This is a genomic window from Streptomyces ureilyticus (assembly GCF_011045025.1).
Classification (GTDB): Bacteria; Actinomycetota; Actinomycetes; order Streptomycetales; family Streptomycetaceae; genus Streptomyces; species Streptomyces ureilyticus.
Map to the genome: position 1 here is coordinate 1 of NZ_JAAKZX010000172.1, position 21,041 is coordinate 21,041.

The following is a 21,041-nucleotide window of genomic DNA, read 5'->3' on the forward strand; positions in this document are numbered from 1 at the left end:
CCCCACCCCCCGCCGACTAACGGCCTGTCAAGCGCCGTGGTTCAAGGGCGTTTTCCTCCGACCTCCAGAGGGGCACATCAGAGTGCCATCACCCGCCCCACCAAGCAGATAAGCGGCAACGCTCCGCCGGTCGGCTGATCTCGTACGGACTCTTCCGGGTCCCGGAGGTACCTTGCCACCGGCAGTTATGACGGCACGGTGCGGCTGTGGGACACCGAGACCTGGCGTACCCGCACCACGCTCACCGGCAACGACGACGCGGTGGAATCGGTGACGTTCAGCCCGGACGGGCACACCCTGGCCAGTAGCTCAACCACAACAGGGCACCTGTGGGACGTGGACCTGCCCGATCAGGCCGGGGCGCTCCGCGAGGTCTGCCGGGCCGTCGGCCGGGACCTCACGGCGGTAGAACGGTCGACGTACCTACCGGAGTCATCGTCCGGCCCGACGTGCCCGTCTTGATACAGCCTCATTGGCGAAAGGGCCGACAGCGAGCGGCGAGTGGGGACATGCGGGTCGCTCCGGTCGCAGGTCGGGCCGCGGTTGCGGATGCGGGGCATGCCGAGGAATCCCAGCCGGGTCTCGGGGACGATCGCGGTGGCCTGCTGGTTCGGCCCACTCGTCCCCGCTGTACGTCGACGTCCTCGGTGACACGTTGAGATACAGCCACCAACTGACATCGGTGGCCTTTGCCTTGGCCATGCTGGCCGCTCCCGGTGGGTGGCATGGTCCTACGCTTTGTGGGGCACGGGTGCCATGTACGTCTCAAAGGTCGCTTCCTCAGTCGTAGTTGGTACAGCAGGGTGCGACCGTGCGGAGGTTCGTCCGGCATGGGCGGAGAGGGAGTTTTGGGGATGCGGGTGCCGCGTCGGCTGGCCCTTTGGGGCGTGTTGCCACTGGTGCTCGCCCTGGTGGCGGCCTGGACCTGGTATCGAGTGAGCGATACGGGAAAGCGGTGGCGTTACGAAGACCATCTCGCGTCGTATTGCGCCGGCCTGCTCCCGCCGACGGAGACGGCGGTGCTGACTGGCTTGCGTACGGACTTCCTCAACAACGACCAGCGAAGCGGCAGCACGAAGACATACCACCATTTTTGCCCGGCTAACAACTGGTCCGTGACGGTGAGCCGTGTACCGGAGGGGGAACACGACGGGCTTGGCCCGGACGATGTGCAGTTTTTCTTTCCCGACGAGGACGCGTACGCCCTGCCTGCCACGTATCCGCTGGGTGGCGGCTGGCGTGGCTACACCGACGTGGGAAACACCGTCGCCTCGCTGAGCTGCAAGAACGGCGGCTCGGTGGTCGTGACCGCGCAGGGGGAGGGCTACGAGGGCGAGAACCTGCCTGTGAATCGTGACCTGGTGGAGAACTTCGCCCGCCTGGTCACCGCGACCGCCGCCCGTGCCGCTGACCGCTGGGGCTGTGTCGCGAAGGCGCCGAGCGGCGGGCCCCGGATCCCGGCCATGACCCACAGCCCCGTCCCCGCAGCTGGCGTGCGGGATGGCACCTGCGCCGGGCTGCCATTGCACCGGTACCGGAGTATCAATTGGGCGTGGGGCACGCGCACCGACCGGAACACGCTGGTCGAGCGCTGTGTCCTGAGCGCCTCCAAGGAAGACCCGGGGGAGCAGGTGGACGATGAGAAGCACATCTACGCGCTGGAAGCCCGCTACGGCCCACAGGCCCTGGCCGAAGCGATTGCACAGCGCGAATGGTCAGACGCCACGAACAATCTCCGGGATCGCTTCCGTGCCACGGCCCAGTGCCCCGGCAGCCCGGCCCTGGCCCGGTTCTCCGTGATCCATTACCTGCACAAGACCGACGAGAAGACGGCCGTCGCACTGTTGCAAGGGTTCGTACGCCGCGCGGCGGAGCGGCACGGCTGCACCGATGTGCGACTTCCACTTCAAGAAGGCGGTTCGTGAGTCGGACACCGTTCCCGGGCGCCCACAGCCACGAGGACCGTCCCCGACGGCGCCACCCTTGAGGCGAGCAGCATGCCGGTTGCCCAGGCACGCGGGTCCGGGGATTTCACAAGGTGCCCGTCTCCCGTACGGGAGACGGGCACAGTTCTATCCGGGGGTCGTTCTCACTGATGAAGGAGGGTGGGCGCGGCGCGGTACAGACACCGGACCGCTACACCGTTTCGCCGTCGGCGCGTACCGCCACGGAGCCCCGGACATCGGCCTCGTGCAGCCCCGCCGTCACCTCCTGGGGCCCGGGCGGTAGTCAGCGGCGGCCGTGCCGGTGTCCACGGCCTCCAGAAAAAACCGGTCCGGGACGTCACGGCACGACCTTCCGCAGCACCCAGCTCGGCAGCCCGGGCATATGCGGGTGACCTCGAGCAGCGGCTGAAGGTGGTCGAGGACCCCGCTGGCGTGGGTGAGCGATGGCGGCGGAGGTGGCTGGGATTTTGGGTGTAGGGCTGGTGTCATGCAGTGCCGCTAAGCGGGTAGGGGATTTTGACGTGCCAAGTGCCTGTGCGGCTGCGTCGTGTGGGTCCCCGGTCTGCGCCAAGTCGGGGCTCACGACCGTGGCCCTGTTGACGAGGCGTCTGGCGTTGTACAACGGGAGAGCTGCCAGGGGCGGTGACCTCCCGCTTCAACGCGCGTCGTCCTGTCGCAGCTTGGCGACGTGACGGTAATGCGGAGACGATGAGGGGGAGCGGTGGAGAGAAATTCCGATGCACGCATCGAATTATCAACGCGCATGTTCGATGGCGTGGAAAAGCTGGGATGGGAGTATGTTCAACCGATTTATCAACCTCACCCAGATCGCGACAGGCCGCCAAAGTGGAAAGAGCCCGACCGCCCCGTTCCTCGTAAAAAAGGAGACGCCTCCTGTTTTGCGACTATGTTTATCGGGTCATTTTGCGTGGCACTTTTTCTTGAAAATACCGATGCTCCTCGTCTCCTGGTTACCGTCGCGGGGCTTCCCGCCGTGGTTCTGTCCGTTTTTTATACCGTTTTTTATATTCGATATCAGCGGGATATGTTGCGGCGGAAAGAACTCAGAGCGGCCTACGAGGCCGAGGTCGACCGCTGGAGGAGGGATGTCCTTGAGTACGAGGCCGCGGAGAGGCTGCGGGTCAGCGAGGCGTTGCGGTGGTTTCCGGTTCATCTCGCATCCCGCGCGCGCCGGGTCGATGTCTATGGCGGCACGGCGGATGGCTGGGCGGCTCTCCTGGCGACCCTGGGAGGCTCGCTCGTAGCCAACGGGAAAGGGCTGTGGCTCCTTGATCTCAGCCATCAGACGGTGGGACGGGAACTGGCGGTCCTAGCGGATGTACGGCGGGTGCCGGTGGTGGGCGTGGAGTTGCCGTCGGCCTCCGCGCCTCCTGACCTGTCGTGGGGGCTGCCCGCGGACGAGCTGGCCGAGGTGCTGGCAGAGGCCCTTTCCACGCTGCGGCCGGAGGGAACGGACATCGACTTGCGCGCGACGGACGCCAGCATCCTGCACGCTGTGATTGAGCGACTGGACGAGCCTCTTACCTTCGGCCGGATCGCTTCCGGGCTGGAGGTCCTGCTGCGCGTCCACGACCCCGACCGCGCGCCGGAACCGCTGGCGGCCAGTGAGCTAGAGAGGCTCACCGCGGCCATTGACGTCGTCGGGCAAAGCGAGCGGATACAGAACGAGCTGCGCTTCGTCTATGACGTGGCGCGTCTGCTGGCCCGCGCCGAGCCGAGCCCGGTCACCCTCCCCGCCCCCGACCAGTGGCTGGTTCCCGGGCAGTTGACCATCCTCTCCACGCATGACGTGACCGAGCGCCGCAAGGACATCATGGACCGCGTCGTGTTCTTCTTGGTCCTGCATCAGCTTCGCCGTGGCCGCATCCCGGCGGACGCCGGCACCTTGGTGATCGCGGGTGCGGAACACCTGGGACGTTCCGCCCTGGAATCCACGGCCCGCCAGGCGCGCGTTGCAGGCGTCCGCCTCATGCTTCTTATGACACATCTGCGCGAGGACATCCGGCCGCTCCTCGGCGGCCAGGACAGCGCGGCGGTCCTCATGAAGCTGGGGAACGCCGAGGAAGCGAAAGCCGCCGCCGAATTCATCGGACAGGGACACAAGTTCGTGATGAACCAGCTGACGCAGCAGGTCGGCGAATCACACTCCAAGGGGCGGTCCCACAGCTACGGCGGAGGTGATAGCCAGATGGGAGGATGGTCGACCAGTTGGCAGAATTCCGTGGACACCTCGACCACTGATTCCGTGACTCGCGGGGAGACGGTATCGCGGGTCTACGAATTCACGGTGGAGCCGACACAGATCCAGTCCTTGCCGCCCACCGGACTCATCCTGATCGAAACGAGCCCGCAAAGCCGCCGCGTCGTGTTCGGCGACTGCAACCCTGCCATCACCCTCCTGCCGCACGTGGCCGATGCCCCACGGCTACCCGAGTAGGCAGGCGATCGCTGTGACGGACCGCGGTGATCCACGGGCCTCTTCCAGCAAGGCATCGATGATCTTAGAGGGCTTCCGGTTTCACCGGCTGGTGGACATCCCCCGGCAGGCTCCCGAAGACCAAGTGCCGGACCGTACCCCGGCCGAGTTGTTCGCCGCACTCGCCGCCGCACGGGCCGAGTTCAGCGATGGCCCGGAGGCGGCGCTGGCGGTGGTGTGGCACAGGGCGCCCGGCACACAGCAAATCGACGTCCTGGTGGGAGGACGTCCCTTCCTGCCGTTCGCGAGAGACAGCGACCAGACACCCGGCACCCGCGGCTACGCCCTGCTGTATCCGCCAGGTGCGGTGGCCGTGCCGGCCCGTGTCCCCGACTTATCCAGCTTCTCGTCGTGGGCCCGCTGCCTGGGACAGGCCGATCCCTTGTGGACTCCCGCGGAGGACAGACCGAAGGTCATACGTGGCGGCTTCGACGACCACGTCGGCCACATGCGAGATCCATTCGTCTGGATGGTGCTCGCGGAGCCGCTCAGCGACGACGCGCTGGAAAAAGAGCGCACGGCCCTGACCGCGAAAATCCCCACGCTCAGGCAGCGGGAGAACTCCGAACTGGACCGTGTCGCACTCGAACGCGCCCAGGCCCGGTACCGGGAACTGAGCAGGGCGCGCCCCAGCGGAATGTGGGACATCCACGTCCTGGTCGGCTCACCCGACGCAGCCGCCACCCGCCGAGCAGCCGCGCTCCTGTGCAGCTCCGTCGACCTGGACGAGCACCCGTACACCCTCGTACCCGGGCCGCCGGTCGGCGACCTGGCACAGACGTGGCACGCGGCGACAGCCCCGTCCGGTGAACCGGCCTCCCCCTTCCCCGCGAGCACGGAGTTGCTGGCCGCGCTGGCCCGCCCGCCGCGCAAGGAACTCCCCGGCGTCCGGCACGTCGAGCGCGCCGACTTCGATGTCACCCCCGAATCAACCGGAGACATAGTGCTCGGCTCGGTTCTTGACGCAGCCGACCAGCCGATCACTGCCCTGGGAATCACCACCGACACCCTCAACAGGCACGCCTTCGTCGCCGGCGCCACCGGCTCCGGAAAATCGCAGACCGTACGGCACCTGCTGGAGTCCTTGCACGACACCGAGGTCCCCTGGCTCGTCATCGAGCCGGCCAAGGCCGAATACGCCAACATGGCGGGCCGGCTGGCCGATCGCGCCGAGGTCACGGTGATCCGCCCCGGCGCCCCCGACGATGTCCCCGTGGGTCTGAACCCGCTCGAACCAGAGCCCGGGTTCCCGCTGCAGACCCACCTCGACCTCGTCCGGGCCCTCTTCCTGGCCGCCTTCGAAGCCACGGACCCGTTTCCGCAGGTCCTCAGCCAGGCGCTGACCAGGTGCTACCAGGAGATGGGCTGGAACCTGGCGTTGGGCACCCGCCAAGGCGTGCCCAGGGCACCACGCTATCCCCGCCTGGCGGACGTGCAGAAAGCCGCCTTGGAGGTCGTGGACAACATCGGATACGGCAAGGAGGTCGCCGACAACGTACGCGGCTTCATCGACGTACGGCTCGGCTCGCTCCGGATGGGCACCCCCGGATGGTTCTTCGACGCCCACCACCCCATCGACATGAGCAGCCTGCTGGACCGCAACGTGGTGCTGGAGATCGAAGACATCGGCAACGACCAGGACAAGGCGTTCTTCATCGGAGCGGTACTGATCCGCATCTACGAACACCTGCGAGTCCAGCGCACCGACACCACCGGGGGCGGCGGACTGCGGCATGTCACGGTGATCGAAGAAGCACACCGACTCCTCAAGAACGTCCCGCCGGGCAGCCCGGCCGCCCACGCGGTAGAGCTCTTCGCCTCGCTGCTCGCCGAGATCCGAGCCTACGGCGAAGGCATCGTGGTCGCCGAGCAGATACCGTCCAAGATCCTGCCGGACGTCGTCAAGAACACCGCACTGAAAATCGTCCACCGCCTTCCGGCAGCCGATGACCGCGAGGCCGTGGGCGCGACGATGAACCTCACCCCCCAGCAGTCCCGGCACATCGTCGCCCTACCGCCGGGCCGCGCGGCCGCCTTCGCGGACGGCATGGACCGCCCCCTGCGGATCTCCGTGCCGCTGGGACTGGCCCGAGAGAGCACAACGCAGGCCAACCGGACCGTTACCACACTGCCCAACCCGCACTCCGCGCTGGGACACCTGGACCAAGCCCGGCCCTACTCGCTGCGCGAGATCAGTCTCGGCAGAGACCTGGCCGAAGACCCCAAACTTACCCTCTGGACCGAACTGCTGACGATTGCACACATCTGCGGTCGTCCCTCCCCACACCCCCACGCATCCTGGCTCGAAGAATTGCGGAACCGGGCGGACGAACGCATCGTTGAGTGCGCCGTCGCCGCGCGTATCAACGCAGCCGTCGACGAGCGTTCGGCAGGGCTGTCGGACTTCTACCCGCCGGAGAACCTGCTGGAGCACCTAACGGCCTCAGCGATGCGTGTCCTTGCCGGAGGCAGCGCCTGCTCGAGCGGCGAAGTCGAGTGGCAGGCGGGTACTTTCCGCTGGGCGGATGTGTGCCGGGCCCTCACGGCGGCCGACGCGCCGGACGAGGGCCCTCACCCGGACACGGCCGCTTGGGCCGCCCGCGGGCTGCAGTTGCCGGGCCGCACTGTCGCGGAACAACTGGAAGCCTGGAAGGCGCACCCCGACACCTGGCAGCCCTCAGAGACCACGGTGCGGGGCCAGTCCATGGCCTGGCGCCAGGCATGCGATGCCCTGCACAACGCGAAAGAGCCCCAAGAACGTCTGAAGAAGGCGGCCTCCTTCCTCCAAGCGCCGTGGTGGCCGCAGAAGTCGTTCGTACGGGCGGTGACCACAACAAACGGGGGGACGCCATGAGCGCGGACGCACCGGAACCGCCGCCTCCACCGGAGATACCGGACAACGCTTCCTCTCAGGGCGATGATGAGCCCGGCCACGCCACATTGGAGGACATTGTTGATGCCGACTCCGCCGGCGGCGAAGGGCCGGAGGATTTGGGTGAGCCGGCCGATAGCGGGTCTCTACCGGAGATACCGGACAACGCTTCCTTTCAGGGCGATGATGAGCCCGGCCACGCCACATTGGAGGACATTGTTGATGCCGACTCCGCCGGCGGCGAAGGGCCGGAGGATTTGGGTGAGCCGGCCGACAGCGGGTCTCTACCGGAGATACCGGACAACGCTTCCTCTCAGGGCGATGATGAGCCCGGCCACACCACAATGGAGGACATTGATGCCGCCGACTCCTCCAGCGGTGACCCAGAAGGTGACGTGGCCAATAACGACGCGTCGGACGGTCCGCAAGAGCCGGTTAACGATGACGGAGAGACGGCGAATCCGGGGGCGGATGCCGACGCCAGCGACGGACCGGAGGATCCGGATACGACGGACGGGGCGGACTCGGGCCCCGAGGACGACGACGCGGGCTCTGCCCACGACGCGCGCGTGGGAGGCGAGCCCCCGGAGGACCTGGATGAAACCGACGAGCCCGCGGCGACCGAGCCTTCCCTCGACCGCGACGGCCCGCCCGGTGAGCCTCCGTCCGATCCCTCGGAGACTGGCAACGGCGTCGTCGACGGTGCGGACGGCCCTGACGATGTCCAAGCTTCCGCTGATGTCAGCGACCATCCGGAGCCCGCGAAACCCATGGCTGACCATGGCTCGCGTGAGCGAACGCAGGAGCAGCCGAAGCCCGACGACAGTGCCGAACAGGGGGCTGGGGACGCATCCGGCACTTCCGACGCGGCCGCCGCGGAAAGGCGCGAGCAACCGTCGCCGGAGCCGCCCCCTGACCCGGGGTCCCCAGCACGGCCCCCCGTCGGTGAATGGCCCACAACAGAGAACCCTTCAGCAGCAGGTGACCAGCCGCAAACCTCCGCTGACGCACCTTTTGGCAGCCGAGCAGACAGCGAATCTGCTGGCCAGACCGACAGCGAGAGCACGGCCCGCGACGAGACGGACGGCGTCGACCGTGACCCCGGGCTAGGCGAAGCGGGATTTGATCCAGGGAAACATCGCGGAGCCCTGGAGACGGAATTCAGACCTGGCGTTGAAGACCCTCGAGGGTTATTCGATGGAGAGGACCGTGACGACGGAGAACGTAAGATGGCGGACAGGCTGGCTTCCGAAGGGTGGCACATAGCACCCCGAGAGGCCGACCATACGTATTACAAGCTCAAGAATCCCGACGCGATGGTGCGGAGAGACTCGGCTGATGAGGGGACCGTCACCGATTTCAAGTGCCTCAGGAGGAATAGCCCAAACGCGGTCAAAAGAAACGTTATCGAGGGCGGTGAACAGGTCGACTATTACGGCGGAGGTGACGTCGTGATCGACGGTCGGGACGTCGGCCTGGATGCGGCTACGGCGCGCCGAGGGTATGTCAAGGCTGTTGGTCAGGCCCGGCAACACGGCCAGAGCATGCCGGACAACAGCTACTTCATCCTTGGCGATAACACAATGTTGAAGATTGAGTACGAGAGGTAGGCGTCCATGTCGGTTTCTGAACAGCTCTTCATCAAGACAGAAATTGAATTGTCAGAAGTAGCCGAACTTCTCGCCCGCACACTGCAGATGGAGGTACGTGATACCGCCCGAGGAACCTTTCTGGCCGGGCCTCTGTCATGCACCTCAGCTGGCGAATTCGGCGGAAAGCTTTCGCCCAACAAGTTCTCGACGGACAGCCCTGAAACCGAAGATGTGCAGGCCTTCGACGGCTACCCCATTCTCTTTGACATGTGGTTGGCGGTCGGCTCGAGGGACGATCAGCAGCGGCTGGCTCTTGAGGTCATGAGAAAGACAGCGGCCTCCCATGACTGGCCTCTTATCCTGCTTCACGACCTTGATCTGCTCGTAGCCCGATGGGATCCCGACCGCGGTTGGCAGACGTTCCCGCCCGGCACCTCACCGGATGTGGAAGACATCGCAGTCTGGGGATGAAGGACCCGTACGTGCCCGTCGACAGCCCAAAACCACAGACCACCGGCCAACAGGTCCGGGCCGGGCAGAACCTCATCCTCACCACCGACACCCCTGACCCACGCAACCCAACGGGCCCGTGGACCGAACGCGTCACGACCGAGCGGTTCGAGAAGGGCCTGCGCGTAGTGATCAATTCTGTCGTCTTTCGCTCCTCCGGTCAGGGACTGACCACTGCCAGCACCTACACCGAGATGGCCTCCCGGATCGCCGAGCCCGTGCTCCTCGGCCTCGCGGTCTTGGCCATCCGTAGCCGAGTCAAACGCTGACAACAACCCCACATGCGCAGGAGACCACAGCCACAGAGCAACGTGGGTAGAGGAAATGACACGGAAGCTGAGACAGCTGACGAGTGACACGCGTGAGACACCAGACGGAACCGCAGGTCACAGCGCCGCCGTATGACACGCGGCCTGAGAATCTCACCAGGCTATGGCTGAGCCACGGCTCCCGCATGCGCATGGCCGTTGAGCGGCGAGCACGCCAAAAGCCCCGCCGCCCGAAGGCGGCGGGGGACACGGTTCAACGGGATGGGGCGCGCCAGCCGAACGGCGGGCACTCGTGGATGACGTCGTTCATGCGCTGTTCCGCTGGTAGCGCGGGCACCAGTCGTCGTGTCCGGCACCGGCCGACGACCAGTAGCGGTGACAGGCGCACGGCATGCGGCGGGCCACCTGCCGGGCCTGGCGGGCGGCACGGACGCGGGTGAGCAGGCCGGGTTCAGGGACGGGCGGGTCCTCGTCGATGTCGTCGGTGTAGTCGCCGGGCAGCACGCGGGCGACCCCGCGCAGCAGGCCGACCAGGCACAGGCCGCCCACCGCGTACGCGGCGACGGCGTGTCCCCAGTCGCCTTCGCCGATGAACTGGCCGCCCTTGCTGACGCTGACGAGCACCGCCAGGCCGAAGATGACGACGACAGCCTTCGTGGTGCGGGTCATCGGACCCTCCTCCGCCAGGTGCGCAGAATGGCGTCGGCGAGGTCGACGGCGGCCCGCGTCAGCGAGTTCTCGACAAGGCCGTGCTCCTGGTGCACGGTCTCGAACGCCTCGTGCAGCACTCCGGTGACCGCGCGGCCGACGTCCGGGTCCACCGTGGCGATGTACGCGGCGTCGGCCATGGACTGCGGTTCGTTGGCCGGTCCGGTCGCGGCGACGCACACCGGCCGGGCGGCAGGGCCAGGCCGCCACGAACTCCTCGCCGAAGTGCAGGCCGGGGTCGTTCCACATCCGCTCGGGGTGGTACCACCAGGCGCCGCCGGTGGCCGCGTTGACGAGCGGCAGCAGAGTCGCCTCGGCGGTCTGCAGACGCAGATCCGCGCGCACGCGGTCGTCGTCGACCTGACTGGCGGCGACGATGACGCGGGGCTTGATGCTGCTGCCCGAGCAAGCCGCGCAGTAGTCGCGACCGTTGACGTGCCGCCAGCCGTGCGCAGCGCCGACCGCGCGGGCCTCATCGACGGTGAGGCCGTCGGTGATCAGCGATGCCGCGCAGGCGGAGAAACCTCGAACTGTGTTGCAGTGGAGAGTCACACTGGTGCTCATGCGGCGATTCCTTCCATCGCCTTGGTACTGGTGTTGCGTTGCCGGCGACGTTGGCCGTTGGCGGCCCTGCACTTCCGACACTGGCGGCTGCCCCTCCCCGGTTCGATGTACGTGTTCTCCGGGGTGAAGGCATGGCCGCGCTTGCAGTGCGTCTTGCTGGCAGCCGGATTGCGCCCGCGCGCCAAGCGGTCCTGCATGTTCTCGGCCTGTGTCCCAGCGCGCAGGTGCGCCGGGTTCACACACGGCGGGTTGTCGCAGTTATGCAGGACCTTCAGTCCGTCCGGGATCGGGCCGATCAGGGCTTCGTACGCAACGCGGTGGGCCATTTTCAGGACCTGCTTGACTCCGAAGCGTCCATATCCGCCCTGAACCTTGGTGTTCTTCCACTCCCAGCAGCCAGAGGTTGCCACCTCCGCCTTGCTCCAAAAGTTCTCCGGCAACCTCGGGTCGCCGAACTCGATCGCCGGGGCACCGGGGGTCAAGGTGCCGATCATTCGCCTCTCCTGGTTTGCTGAGGGGTGGCCGCCCCTGTCTCCCACAGGGGCGGCCGGTTCGTGCTGGTCATGCGTGGGTGCAGACGCCGGTCAGGTCGTGGTCCATCGCGGCGCCCGTGCACCCGGGCCAGGCGTCGGTGACCGCCTCCAGGAGCGCCTTGCGGCAGCCGCCGCACAGGGTGAGGCGGGCGGCCTCCTCTTCCGGCATGGGCTTGCTGGCCTGGAAGTTGCCGGGGCAGATCGTGCGGCCTTTGCCGTCCGGGATGTGCTTCGTCGTCCGGTTCACCGACCGCGAGTTGAAGACGTACTCCGGGACTTTGCCGCCGGCGACCGGCGTGATCTCTCCGTGCAGGGTCTTCAGGGCGAGGGCGGTGTACCGGGTGCCGACGAGCGGGGCCTCGTACAGCGCCACTTCGTGCTCGTTCTTCTCGGCCGCGAGCGTCCACACGCGGCCGTCCGGGGTGCGGTAGGCGTCGGCCGGCTCGCCGCCCCCGTGGGCGGCCGTGCCGCAGAACACACAGCGCTGCACACCGGAGTCGTCCGGCTTGTAGAAGTGCGCTCCTGGCGCGGCCTTGTCGCCGCGCCGGTTCTGCGGGCACAGCTCCGGTACATCTGGAGCGGCGACCGGCTCGTTGGTGATCCACGTGGCGAGGGCGTCGGCGTACGCCTTGCGCGCCTTGCGTGCCTGCGCCTCCTGGCGGTCGGCTTCGGCGCGCAGTTCGCCGAGGTGCGGCGCGTACCGCACGAGCGCGTCGTGCAGCGGATCGGGCATGACCTCGGCGAGCTTGGCCGGGGTCCGCTTGATGCCGTGCCCGGGGTCCAGGCACAGGCGCAGGAAGTCGCGGACATCCTTCTCGGTGTCGAGCTTCAACGGGGCTAGTCCTTCCGGTGGTTGGGGTTGTTGCGCTGCTCCTGGACGAGCGCGCGGGTCGTGGCGATGGCATGCCGTACGGGGCGAGCACACCGTCGACGAGGCGGCACATACCGGCCTCGGTGCGCACCTCATCGGCGAGCGCGTCGAACAGGGCTTGAGCGGCGGGCCGGTCCTCGTTGGCCCACGCGGTGACGAATCGGGCCGCGAACAGCACGTCGGGCGGCAAGTCCTCGGGCTCACGGGCATGCGCCATGCGACGTCCTCGATCTCCAGCACGAACATGCCGTTCTCGGGGGGCGGCTCGATGCCGACGGTCGCGGCCGTCGCGAGCATCACGCACAGCGCGAAGCACTCGGAACGGCTCCCCTCGATCAGCGGGACGAGGAGCATCCCGCCACCGACGGGATCGCCGTTCACGGCCTGGCTCAGGGCCTCTTCGACGATCAGCGGCGGCAGGGGCGAAGGCTCAGCAGTCACAGAAGTCCTCACAGGTTCCATCGCACTCGTTCGGCCAGGTGCGGCCGTCGAGGTCCTCGTGGTCGCCGCGGTGGCCGGGCTCGCCGACACAGGTCGTCTCCACGGCGTCCCGGACGAAGTCGAAGTGCGGGGCAGTGCACGGCAGGCACCCGGGCGTCGCGCCGGGTGGGCCGGGACTTGGGGGTGCTGTGCGGGCAGGCGAGCAGGTGGCGGGGAGATACGCCCTGGTGGAACAGATCGGCCGCGGAGGCATGGGGGAGGTGTGGGAGGCCCACGACCTGGAATCGCGTGCGTTCGTGGCCGTGAAGCTGCTGCTGGCCGAGGTGGGGGACGAAGAGGCTGTAGCCCGGTTCCGCCGCGAGGCCCGGATCGGTTCGCGGATCCGGCACCCGGGAGTCGTCCCCGTGTACGACGCGGGACAGGACACAGCACAGCCGTTCATCGTCATGGAACTCCTGGAGGGCTCGGACCTGGCTGCGCTGCTCGTCCGAACGTCCGGGGGCCTGCCGCTGCACGAGGCCGTGGACTTGGCCTTGAAGGTCTCGGAAGTGTTCGCCGCCGCGCACGAGGACGGCGTCGTACACCGGGACCTCAAGCCCCAGAACCTTTTCCGCGAGGCCGACGGACGCGTGAGGATCTGCGACTTCGGCATCGCTCGTACCGCCGACTTGACCACCCGCCTGACGGCGACAGGACTGGCTATCGGTACTCCGGCGTACATGGCTCCCGAACAGTGGCGCGGCTCCCAGATCGATGCCCGCTGCGACCTGTACGCCTTCGGGTGCGTGCTCTACACGCTGCTCACCGGGTCCCCGCCCTTCACACGGGTGAGCCCCGCGCTCGCCCTGGAGCTGGTGGAGGCCGCCGAGTCACGGATGTGGGAACTGGAATCCGATCTGGCCGGGTTCATGGCCGCGCTCCGCTCCGTGCTCCTGTGCTGGGACACTTTGGCGCCACGGCGGGTGTCGAGACTGGTGGCCGCGGCGATGGAACGGTTCGGCCACATCGAGTGTGTCGCGCGCAAGATCTCCGAGCTGCCGGGGAGGTTCGACCTGAACCGCAAGATGGCGGCGGTCCGGCGTCGTCCGCCCGGAAAGGAGGCCGACCAGGCATGGGCCTCTCTGCTGTTGTGAACGATCACGTAATTCGTGATCGCTCACAGCTGTGACCTGCGACTTCTCGCGGTGTCTCACGCTGCTTCATCTGCGGTTGTCTCGGCTCTCGGTGCTTCCCCGCCAGGTTTCTGAGGCCGCTCCGGACGGGCAGATTGCTGACCTGCGGTGTCTCACAGCCCGCTATCACCCCGGACGGCGGTGCGGTCGGCTGTGTGAGGGTGCCGTACGGCGGGAAACACGGGGTCGTTCTGCCGCCAGATGTTCGACCGCAACATCGCGCTACGCGGGGGGATCGCCCCGGTCCGCGCCTGCATTCCCAAACTCCTGCCGGCGCTGAAGGTGCGCATCACCTTCTGAGCGCGGGGCCGGCGGCACGCGTGTGGTTCCTCCCGTGCCGAGCGGCGCCCTCGTGATGTCAGGCGGCGCGCTTCACGTGGCGGACCAACCACATCAGCAGGGCGTCCAGGTCGGCGGCGGCCGAGAGGACCCGGTCGACCGCCTCGGGGGTGTGCAGCCACTCCTCGCAGTCGAGGGGACGGGCGGCGATCAGCGAACGGTGGCGCAGCAGGTTCGCACGGGAGTGGTCCGTCGGATAGCCGCGCGGGGGGCGTTTCATCACGTCCCCGGAGATGTCGTAGCCCTTCTTCCGTACGTCCTCGACGATGGCGGACAGTTCGCGGCCGCTCCTCTCGGAGGCCACGGCTTTGCGGAACGTGTCCACCTGGCCGGGATCGGGGTACCACCAGGCGCCCTGGATCCGCAGGCCGTCCGGGGCGAACCGGAGATTGATCTCGATCTTGCGGCCGAGTCGGATCACCGCGCTCTGGTGCTGCCACCACCAGGAGTCGGTGCGGTAGTGCCAGACGGAGAAGTCCTCGTACCGGGGGTCGGTGTCCGCGACCTCGTTGAGCAGGGCGATCATCGGCTGTCGGACCAGGCGTTCGCGGTCCGCGCGGTAGCGCTCGCGGGTCGCGTGGGTCGGTTCGCCCTGGAGCTGCCACAACACGTCCATGGCCTGCTCCGGCCAGCCGGTGAACTGTCCGCGCATGCGCGGAGGATAGCTCATCCATGATCCGCGCGCGGAGAGTGAGACGGGCAGGGAGGCGTAACCCCAGACAAGGTGGGAGGTGCTGCGGCGGGGCTCGCTGGCCAGGTCGATGTGCCGTGCGCGGTGGGCAAGTTCGTCGAGAAGCACGGAGAGTGCAGTCGATATGAAGCGGGCGGTGAGATTGTGCAGCCGAACTTGAGATCCCACATGTGTAGGGTCTCACCGCTCGTGGCCAATCGCGTGCCCATGACCTGCTGTTCTTGAGGCTGTCTCGCGCCGTCGCCGAGCTGATCAGTCTCAGAACTGCGGCAGATTCCCGCTTCAGATGGCCAGGAGGGCGACTCCGCCACCCTTTGTGACTGAGCGCCTCAATTGGTTTTGGCCGCGTCTCCGTGATGTCTACGCAAGAGAACTGAAGCTGCGCTACGTCGCCCGACGGAAGAGCCCTGGAACCACAGTCAGTACGAAGTTACTTGACCGCTGACATACCCAGGGCTCCGTGGTCGATCTACGGCGGCCTGGCCGCGGTGGTCCGCCTGGCGATGACCTGCTACGCGTGCCCACGTGCTCATCGACACCTATGGCCGAACCGACCTGCGGGTCTCTCTGACTGACCGCTGCAATCTGCGATGTACGTACTGCATGCCCGAGGAGGGCTTGCAGTGGCTGGCCAAGCCCGGATGCAGTGAGACAAGCCACACGGAACGGGACACGGGTCACCCCTGTGGGTGACCGCACCCTCGAACAACAGCCGCCGGACATGAGATTCAAGGCCGCCTCGCTCAGACCGGTGAGACTCCTCCAAGCTCAGCGAGACGGGACACAAACGCCGCCGCCCAGCACGCGACGCAATGAGAATCCGCCAGCACGAACGAGAACGAATGAGAATCGGACAGCCGCAATGCGACAGGACACCGATGTCCTGTCGAAGTGCATCTGTCAGATGGCGAGCCGCTGACCTGGTGGGGTGCCATGTTGATTGAGAACGCCGACCCTCGGTGTTCTCAATCAACATGGCTTTCAGGGAACCTTGCTGACGGACAGGACAGCCGACTGACAGCGGCCACCAGAAGTGGCTCTGATCCACTTCTTGGATGCTGTTGGTGATCTCTGGGCCGTCAGCCTGTGGCAGAGCCGTTGGACGCGGCCGGCTGGTCGTGGCGGCGCGGCATGGACTCGTTGTGGGCCTCGTGCTTTGATGCCCGGATGTCGGCGACGGGGATCCTTGAGGAGCGGCTGAGGGAAGCGGGGTTCGCCGCGGAGTCGGTGCGGATGGCGACTGGAGGAGTGGTTGCCGTTGCGGGATTGGCCACGCTGCGCGACGGCAGCCGGGTGTTCGCGAAGACGCTGCGCGGCATGGAAGCGGATGTGTTCGAGGTGGAGTCCGCTGGACTGTCCGCTCTGCGGGAGCGGGCTGGGGCCAACACGCCGACCGTCCTGTGGGTGTCCCGGCGCCTGTTGGTGCTGGAGGCGCTGAGCCCCCGCTCTGACGACGTACGGTTCTGGGAACATCTCGCCCGCATGGTCGCCGGCCTGCACACGTCGCAAGTCTCCGACCGGTTCGGGTGGCACCGCGAGGGCTGGCTGGGCCGCATGCGGCAGGACAACGCCTGGGAGCATGACGGCCACGTGTTCTTCGCGGAGCGCAGGATCCTGCGCTGGCTGCCGGAGCCGCTGGTCGAGGCCGCGTTCGACCGTGAGGAGCGCCGAGCCGTGGAGCGGTTGTGCGCCGCCCTGCCCGAGCTGATCCCGCCCCGGCCCCCGTCTTTGACGCACGGCGATCTGTGGAGCGAGAACATCCTCGCCGACGACGCCGGCGCACCGGTGCTCATCGACCCCGCGGTGTCCTACACCTGGCCCGAAGTCGACCTCAGCATGCTGTGGTGCTCGCCGCGTCCGCCTGCTTCCGATCGGTTCTTCGCTGTCTACGGGCAGCTCGCACCGCTCGATGACGGCTGGCAGGACCGGATGCCGCTGCTCCACCTGCGGGAGCTGTTCAGCACCATCGCGCACGGTGACGACGACGGAGGCGCCGTCGACGCCATCCGGAAGGTCATCGCACCCTTTCGACGCGGCGGCATCGCCTGAACACCTTCCTGGCGGCCTTGCGCGTGTCGGCTCGCGTTCCGTTTCGCCGACGTCCCGGCGGGGTTGCTCACCCGCACGGCTCGCATGGCGTCGCCGGAATCACAGAGGCAGGCTCAGTCCATCGGCATCATTTGGTTCCTCATCGACGCAGTCCCCTCTTGAACACCAGTGAAGCAACTCTGGGGATCTGTTCGGACCGCCGGAGATCACCAACAGCATCCAATAAGTGGATCAGAGCCATTCGAACTGGCCACTCAGACGGCGCCTTGCTGCATCTGTCCCGTCTCATTAGATCTTGCAGAGGCGGGGCCGCTGACCTGCGGGGTGACAGGTTGAGTTGCGACTCACGGCAGGCTGGGAGAGGTGTTCTGCAAGCCGTGCAGCCAGCAGTGAGCTTACGTCTCATCGATCATGGCGAATGCGGTCCTTGTTGAGCTGGGCTCTGTCAGGATCGCGAGACGCCTGTTTCCAGAGTTCTCATTGAAGGTGGCAGTTTCCGGGGCAGAACCTGTTGCTGAACCCGGCGGCTCAACTGCGGTTGCAGTCGATGTGCATGAGATCTGGGTTCGGGTGCCCCTAGAGCAGTTCACTCACGGGCGATGACTTTGCTCCAAGGCAAGGGTCTTCTCCTTGAACGCCTCTGCCGGACGCCACCTGTTCCGGCCCAGGTGCAACGCAGAGCACGACCCGTAACAGGAGACGCCGCATGACTGATCCGGAACTGACAGCAGACCGTAGCCGGAGGGCTGGAGTCTGGCCCTTGATTCGCGCTGAGCGGGCGGCGCTGGCGGCTGACCTCGCAGACCTGACGGACGAGCAGTGGGCAACACCGTCACTTTGTACCGAATTGACGGTGCGTGAGGTGCTGGCGCACCTCACCGCGGCGGCAAGCCTCAACTCCCTGCGCTGGCTGGCGGGTGTGATCCGCTGCCGGTTCGACTTCGACAAGCAGGTGGCCATGCGGCTGGCAGAGCAGCTGGGCGCCAGTCCCGCCGAGACGCTTGAGAGATTCCGGCAAGTCATCCTGAGCGCGATCAAGCCTCCGCTCCCTGCCATGGCCATGCTCGGCGAGACGATCGTGCACGGAGAGGACATCCGGCACCCGCTGGGCATCCGCCGCGAGTACCCGATCGAGGTGATCACGCTGGTGGCCGAGTACTACCAGGGCTCGGACCTCGTGGTCGTTGCCAAGGGGCGCATCGGCGGCCTGAGACTCGTCGCGAATGACGGCCCGTTTACCGCCGGTTCCGGTCCGCTCGTCTCCGGCACCACCTTGGGCCTGGTGATGGCGATGACCGGGCGCTCGACGTACTGCGACGACCTCGAAGGCGACGGCGTTGAACTCCTCCGCACACGCCAAGGGATGGCGTGAGTTGTGTGTGTCAGCCTGGTCCGGCCCGCCCGGAACTCGTGGTTCGAAGGTGGCTCCTGGGCGGGATGCCGCCGTATCCGACACGTCCGGCGAAGTCCCACCCCGCAGCACCCGTACCCCGACCGTCACGGATGCCGTGAGACAAGCCACATTGAACGGGACGAGAGTCACCCCTACAGGTGACAGCGTCCCCGACAGCAGCCATCGACTGTGAGATCCGAGGTCCGCCCCGCTCAGATCTATGAGAAACATCCACGCTCAGCGAGACGGGACAGCATCCAGCCGCTCAGCACGCGACGCAATGAGAATCCGCCGGGTGTGTCAATTTAACGGCTGATCTTGGTTGTTGAGTGGTCAGTTGTTGCTCGGGGTCAGGCGGCCCTCGAAGGCGATCTGGAACGCGTTCAGGGGTGCTTTCCAGTGCATGGTCCACCTCTTGCGGCCCTTCCCGGTCGGGTCCAGGCTCATCAGCGCCATGTAGATGCACTTGAGGGCGGCGGCTTCGTTGGGGAAGTGGCCGCGGGCGCGGACGGCCTTGCGGATGCGGGCGTTGACGCTCTCGATCGCGTTCGTGCTGCAGATGACCTTGCGGATCTCGACGTCGAAGGAGAGGAAGGGTACGAACTCGGCCCAGGCGTCGGACCACAGCTTCACGATCGCCGGATACTTCCGGCCCCAGACTTCCTGGAACTCCAGGAATCGCTCTGTCGCCGCGTCCTCGCTGGGGGCGGTGTAGACGGGCTTGAGGGCCTTGGCGACCTTGTCCCAGTCCTGACGGGCGGCGTAACGGAACGAGTTCCGCAGCAGGTGGACCACGCACGTCTGGACAATCGTGCGAGGCCAGACGGTCTCCACGGCCTCAGGAAGCCCTTTGAGCCCGTCGCAGACCAGCATCAGCACGTCGTCCAGGCCGCGGTTCTTCAGCTCGGTGAACACGTGCAGCCAGTACTTCGCGCCCTCGCCGCCGTCGCCGGCCCAGATGCCGAGGATGTCGCGGGTGCCGTCCACGGTCACCGCCATCACCACGTAGACCGGACGGTTCGCGACCTGCCCGTCGCGGATCTTGACGTTGATGGCGTCCACGAACAGGACCGGATAGACGCGGTCCAGCGGCCGGTTCTGCCACTCGGCCATGCCCTCCATCACTTTGTCGGTGATGGTGGAGACAGTCTGCTTGGACACCTCAGCGCCGTACACCTCGGCGAGATGAGCCGATATCTCGCCGTGGGTGAGTCCCTTCGCGGACAACGAGAGCACCATCTCGTCGACGCCGGTGAGGCGCCGCTGCCGCTTCTTGACGATCTGCGGCTCGAAGCTGCCGGCAGTGTCGCGAGGCACCTTCACTTCCACTGGCCCGACGTCGGTCAGCACGGTCTTGGCGCGGGTGCCGTTGCGGCTGTTGCCGTTGTTCTTCCCCGCCGGATCATGCTTCTCATAACCGAGGTGATCGGTGATCTCGCCTTCCAGGGCAGATTCCAAGACCCGCTTGGTCAGCTGCTGCAGCAGCCCACCCTGGCCGGTCAGCTGCAGCCCCTCCGACCGAGCCCGCTCCACCAGCATCGCAACCAGTTGCTCGTCGGACACGGGCGCAGGCTGCCCGGACTGGGCGCTCTCGACAGGCTCCACGGTCTCCAACTCCACGGCGGTTTCAGTCACTTGACGTCTCTCCCATGATCGTCGGATCCGCCGTTAGGTTTACACTCCCCCACGACGCCCTCGGGGCTTGTGGAGAGCCGGGTGCGGTGCCAAGTCGCATGCCCGGTTCGGGAAGCGGCTCCGGGGAAACGGGCCGGTCGGAAGACCGGAACCGCGCCCCGGGCCGACTTCACCAACCGACGATTCTCAGATTCGTCGCCAATTGGCCATCGGATGGCCACGGTTCGTGAGATTCGGCCGCGGGATTTGAGATCCCACAACATGGATGACAGAGGACAGTTCGCCCGGGGCAGACAGAAATGTTCCGAGAATGACTGGCCAACGCGTGCAGAGCCATGTCAACGTAGACGACCTTCCCGGAAACAACCAGGTCAGAGAGGTGATTGTCTGTGGTGGTGGCTCCCGTGAGCCACAGATCCTCGCCTGCCGTCCAGACAACTCCTTCGACACCGAGATGCCGGCCGATATCGTCGCCGCCGTGTCACGCGTGCTGGAGACCTCCCGGCCCCTGTGAGGGGCAAACTCGAGCTGGCTTCAGGAGATTTCAGGAGGCACCGCTCCTTCGACCTCACTATGAACGGCGCGATGTTCCGCCGTCCCGTAAGCCTGGTTCCGAACGCAAGGAGACTTCTCGTGGATCCTTCGGAGATGACCGTCGGCGATCTCATCGACCGTCTGTCCGCCTGTGACCGGACCGCGCCCCTGCGGCTGGCAATGAACCCGTTCTTCCCGATGGCCCACCGCGCAGCACAGGTCGTGGAAGCTCGCGACGAGACCGGAGGGCCCGTCGTCTACCTGGCCGAGAGCCGGGAGGCGGATGGTCAGCTCGGGCATCTGCCGCCCGAGGTAGCCGTCGCGCTGACCTGGCAGGCCCCCGTCCAGCCGCCACCGCGCCGACCCCGCCGCACCGCCCGGGGCCAGTAGACCCGCACCCAGCCCCTTGGAGGCGCCCCTGCACC

18 protein-coding genes and 3 pseudogenes are annotated in these 21,041 nt (G+C 66.8%); 15 read left to right on the forward strand and 6 right to left on the reverse strand.

What is annotated here, in order from left to right; all coding sequences use genetic code 11:
* Window positions 1-156 precede the first annotated feature (156 nt).
* From G6048_RS51150 to G6048_RS36065, 8 genes and pseudogenes are all read left to right on the forward strand, one after another.
* Window positions 157-210, forward strand: a pseudogene (locus G6048_RS51150) (WD40 repeat domain-containing protein); the annotation flags it as partial.
* Window positions 199-462, forward strand: coding sequence for a WD40 repeat domain-containing protein (locus tag G6048_RS36035; protein WP_165343808.1), 264 nt, complete (start codon window positions 199-201; stop codon window positions 460-462). The pseudogene G6048_RS51150 and the gene G6048_RS36035, both read left to right, overlap by 12 nt.
* A gap of 392 nt (window positions 463-854) precedes the next feature.
* Window positions 855-1,925: a hypothetical protein gene (locus tag G6048_RS36040; RefSeq protein WP_165343809.1), complete on the forward strand. Its 1,071-nt coding sequence runs from the start codon at window positions 855-857 to the stop codon at window positions 1,923-1,925.
* A 784-nt stretch (window positions 1,926-2,709) separates the two neighbouring features.
* Window positions 2,710-4,404 carry a hypothetical protein gene (locus tag G6048_RS36045; RefSeq protein ID WP_165343810.1) on the forward strand — a complete coding sequence of 565 codons (1,695 nt, stop codon included), beginning with the start codon at window positions 2,710-2,712 and terminating at the stop codon, window positions 4,402-4,404.
* Window positions 4,405-4,462: 58 nt separating this feature from the next.
* The gene (locus tag G6048_RS36050) at window positions 4,463-7,297 is read left to right on the forward strand and encodes an ATP-binding protein (RefSeq protein WP_165343811.1); all 2,835 of its coding nucleotides are present in this window, start codon (window positions 4,463-4,465) and stop codon (window positions 7,295-7,297) included.
* Window positions 7,294-8,925, forward strand: a complete 1,632-nt coding sequence (locus G6048_RS36055; protein ID WP_165343812.1) for a hypothetical protein — start codon at window positions 7,294-7,296, stop codon at window positions 8,923-8,925. Before G6048_RS36050 ends, G6048_RS36055 begins: the two co-directional genes overlap by 4 nt.
* 6 nt (window positions 8,926-8,931) lie before the next feature.
* Window positions 8,932-9,378, forward strand: a complete 447-nt coding sequence (locus tag G6048_RS36060; RefSeq protein WP_165343813.1) for a hypothetical protein — start codon at window positions 8,932-8,934, stop codon at window positions 9,376-9,378.
* Window positions 9,375-9,686, forward strand: coding sequence for a hypothetical protein (locus tag G6048_RS36065; RefSeq protein WP_328827988.1), 312 nt, complete (start codon window positions 9,375-9,377; stop codon window positions 9,684-9,686). The genes G6048_RS36060 and G6048_RS36065 overlap by 4 nt, the downstream gene beginning before the upstream one ends.
* Window positions 9,687-9,992: 306 nt before the next feature.
* On the opposite strand, the gene G6048_RS36070 is transcribed toward G6048_RS36065, so the two are convergent.
* The 4 genes from G6048_RS36070 to G6048_RS36085 all read right to left on the reverse strand — a co-directional run bounded on the left by G6048_RS36070 (window position 9,993) and on the right by G6048_RS36085 (window position 12,323).
* Window positions 9,993-10,355: a hypothetical protein gene (locus tag G6048_RS36070; RefSeq protein WP_165343814.1), complete on the reverse strand. Its 363-nt coding sequence runs from the start codon at window positions 10,353-10,355 to the stop codon at window positions 9,993-9,995.
* A complete protein-coding gene (locus G6048_RS36075) occupies window positions 10,352-10,576 on the reverse strand; it encodes a hypothetical protein (protein ID WP_165343815.1) in 225 nt (74 codons plus the stop codon). Before G6048_RS36075 ends, G6048_RS36070 begins: the two co-directional genes overlap by 4 nt.
* Before the next feature lie 378 nt (window positions 10,577-10,954).
* Window positions 10,955-11,452 carry an HNH endonuclease signature motif containing protein gene (locus G6048_RS36080; RefSeq protein ID WP_165343816.1) on the reverse strand — a complete coding sequence of 166 codons (498 nt, stop codon included), beginning with the start codon at window positions 11,450-11,452 and terminating at the stop codon, window positions 10,955-10,957.
* Between the two features lie 67 nt (window positions 11,453-11,519).
* Window positions 11,520-12,323 carry a hypothetical protein gene (locus tag G6048_RS36085; RefSeq protein ID WP_165343817.1) on the reverse strand — a complete coding sequence of 268 codons (804 nt, stop codon included), beginning with the start codon at window positions 12,321-12,323 and terminating at the stop codon, window positions 11,520-11,522.
* A 707-nt stretch (window positions 12,324-13,030) separates the two neighbouring features.
* On the opposite strand from G6048_RS36085, the gene G6048_RS51155 reads away from it, so the two are divergent.
* A complete protein-coding gene (locus G6048_RS51155; RefSeq protein ID WP_165343818.1) occupies window positions 13,031-13,936 on the forward strand; it encodes a serine/threonine-protein kinase in 906 nt (301 codons plus the stop codon).
* Window positions 13,937-14,100: 164 nt separating this feature from the next.
* Window positions 14,101-14,248 (forward strand): annotated as a pseudogene (locus tag G6048_RS48895) (IMP dehydrogenase); the annotation flags it as partial.
* An 85-nt stretch (window positions 14,249-14,333) separates the two neighbouring features.
* Here the strand turns inward: G6048_RS48895 and G6048_RS51610 are convergent.
* Window positions 14,334-15,173, reverse strand: coding sequence for a DUF2461 family protein (locus tag G6048_RS51610; protein WP_328827993.1), 840 nt, complete (start codon window positions 15,171-15,173; stop codon window positions 14,334-14,336).
* Between the two features lie 357 nt (window positions 15,174-15,530).
* Between G6048_RS51610 and G6048_RS50310 the strand changes: the two are divergent.
* From G6048_RS50310 to G6048_RS36110, 3 genes and pseudogenes are all read left to right on the forward strand, one after another.
* Window positions 15,531-15,644, forward strand: a pseudogene (locus G6048_RS50310) (GTP 3',8-cyclase MoaA); the annotation flags it as partial.
* A 447-nt stretch (window positions 15,645-16,091) separates the two neighbouring features.
* Window positions 16,092-17,054 carry a fructosamine kinase family protein gene (locus tag G6048_RS36105; protein WP_328827996.1) on the forward strand — a complete coding sequence of 321 codons (963 nt, stop codon included), beginning with the start codon at window positions 16,092-16,094 and terminating at the stop codon, window positions 17,052-17,054.
* 706 nt (window positions 17,055-17,760) lie between these two features.
* Window positions 17,761-18,426, forward strand: coding sequence for a maleylpyruvate isomerase family mycothiol-dependent enzyme (locus G6048_RS36110; protein WP_165343819.1), 666 nt, complete (start codon window positions 17,761-17,763; stop codon window positions 18,424-18,426).
* Between the two features lie 354 nt (window positions 18,427-18,780).
* Here the strand turns inward: G6048_RS36110 and G6048_RS36115 are convergent, their stop codons facing one another.
* Complete coding sequence (locus tag G6048_RS36115) at window positions 18,781-19,986, reverse strand: IS256 family transposase (RefSeq protein ID WP_235990816.1); 1,206 nt, start codon at window positions 19,984-19,986, stop codon at window positions 18,781-18,783.
* A gap of 406 nt (window positions 19,987-20,392) precedes the next feature.
* On the opposite strand from G6048_RS36115, the gene G6048_RS36120 reads away from it, so the two are divergent.
* Window positions 20,393-20,596, forward strand: a complete 204-nt coding sequence (locus tag G6048_RS36120) for a hypothetical protein (RefSeq protein ID WP_165343807.1) — start codon at window positions 20,393-20,395, stop codon at window positions 20,594-20,596.
* A gap of 119 nt (window positions 20,597-20,715) precedes the next feature.
* Window positions 20,716-21,006, forward strand: a complete 291-nt coding sequence (locus G6048_RS36125; RefSeq protein WP_165343821.1) for a hypothetical protein — start codon at window positions 20,716-20,718, stop codon at window positions 21,004-21,006.
* Window positions 21,007-21,041: the final 35 nt, after the last annotated feature.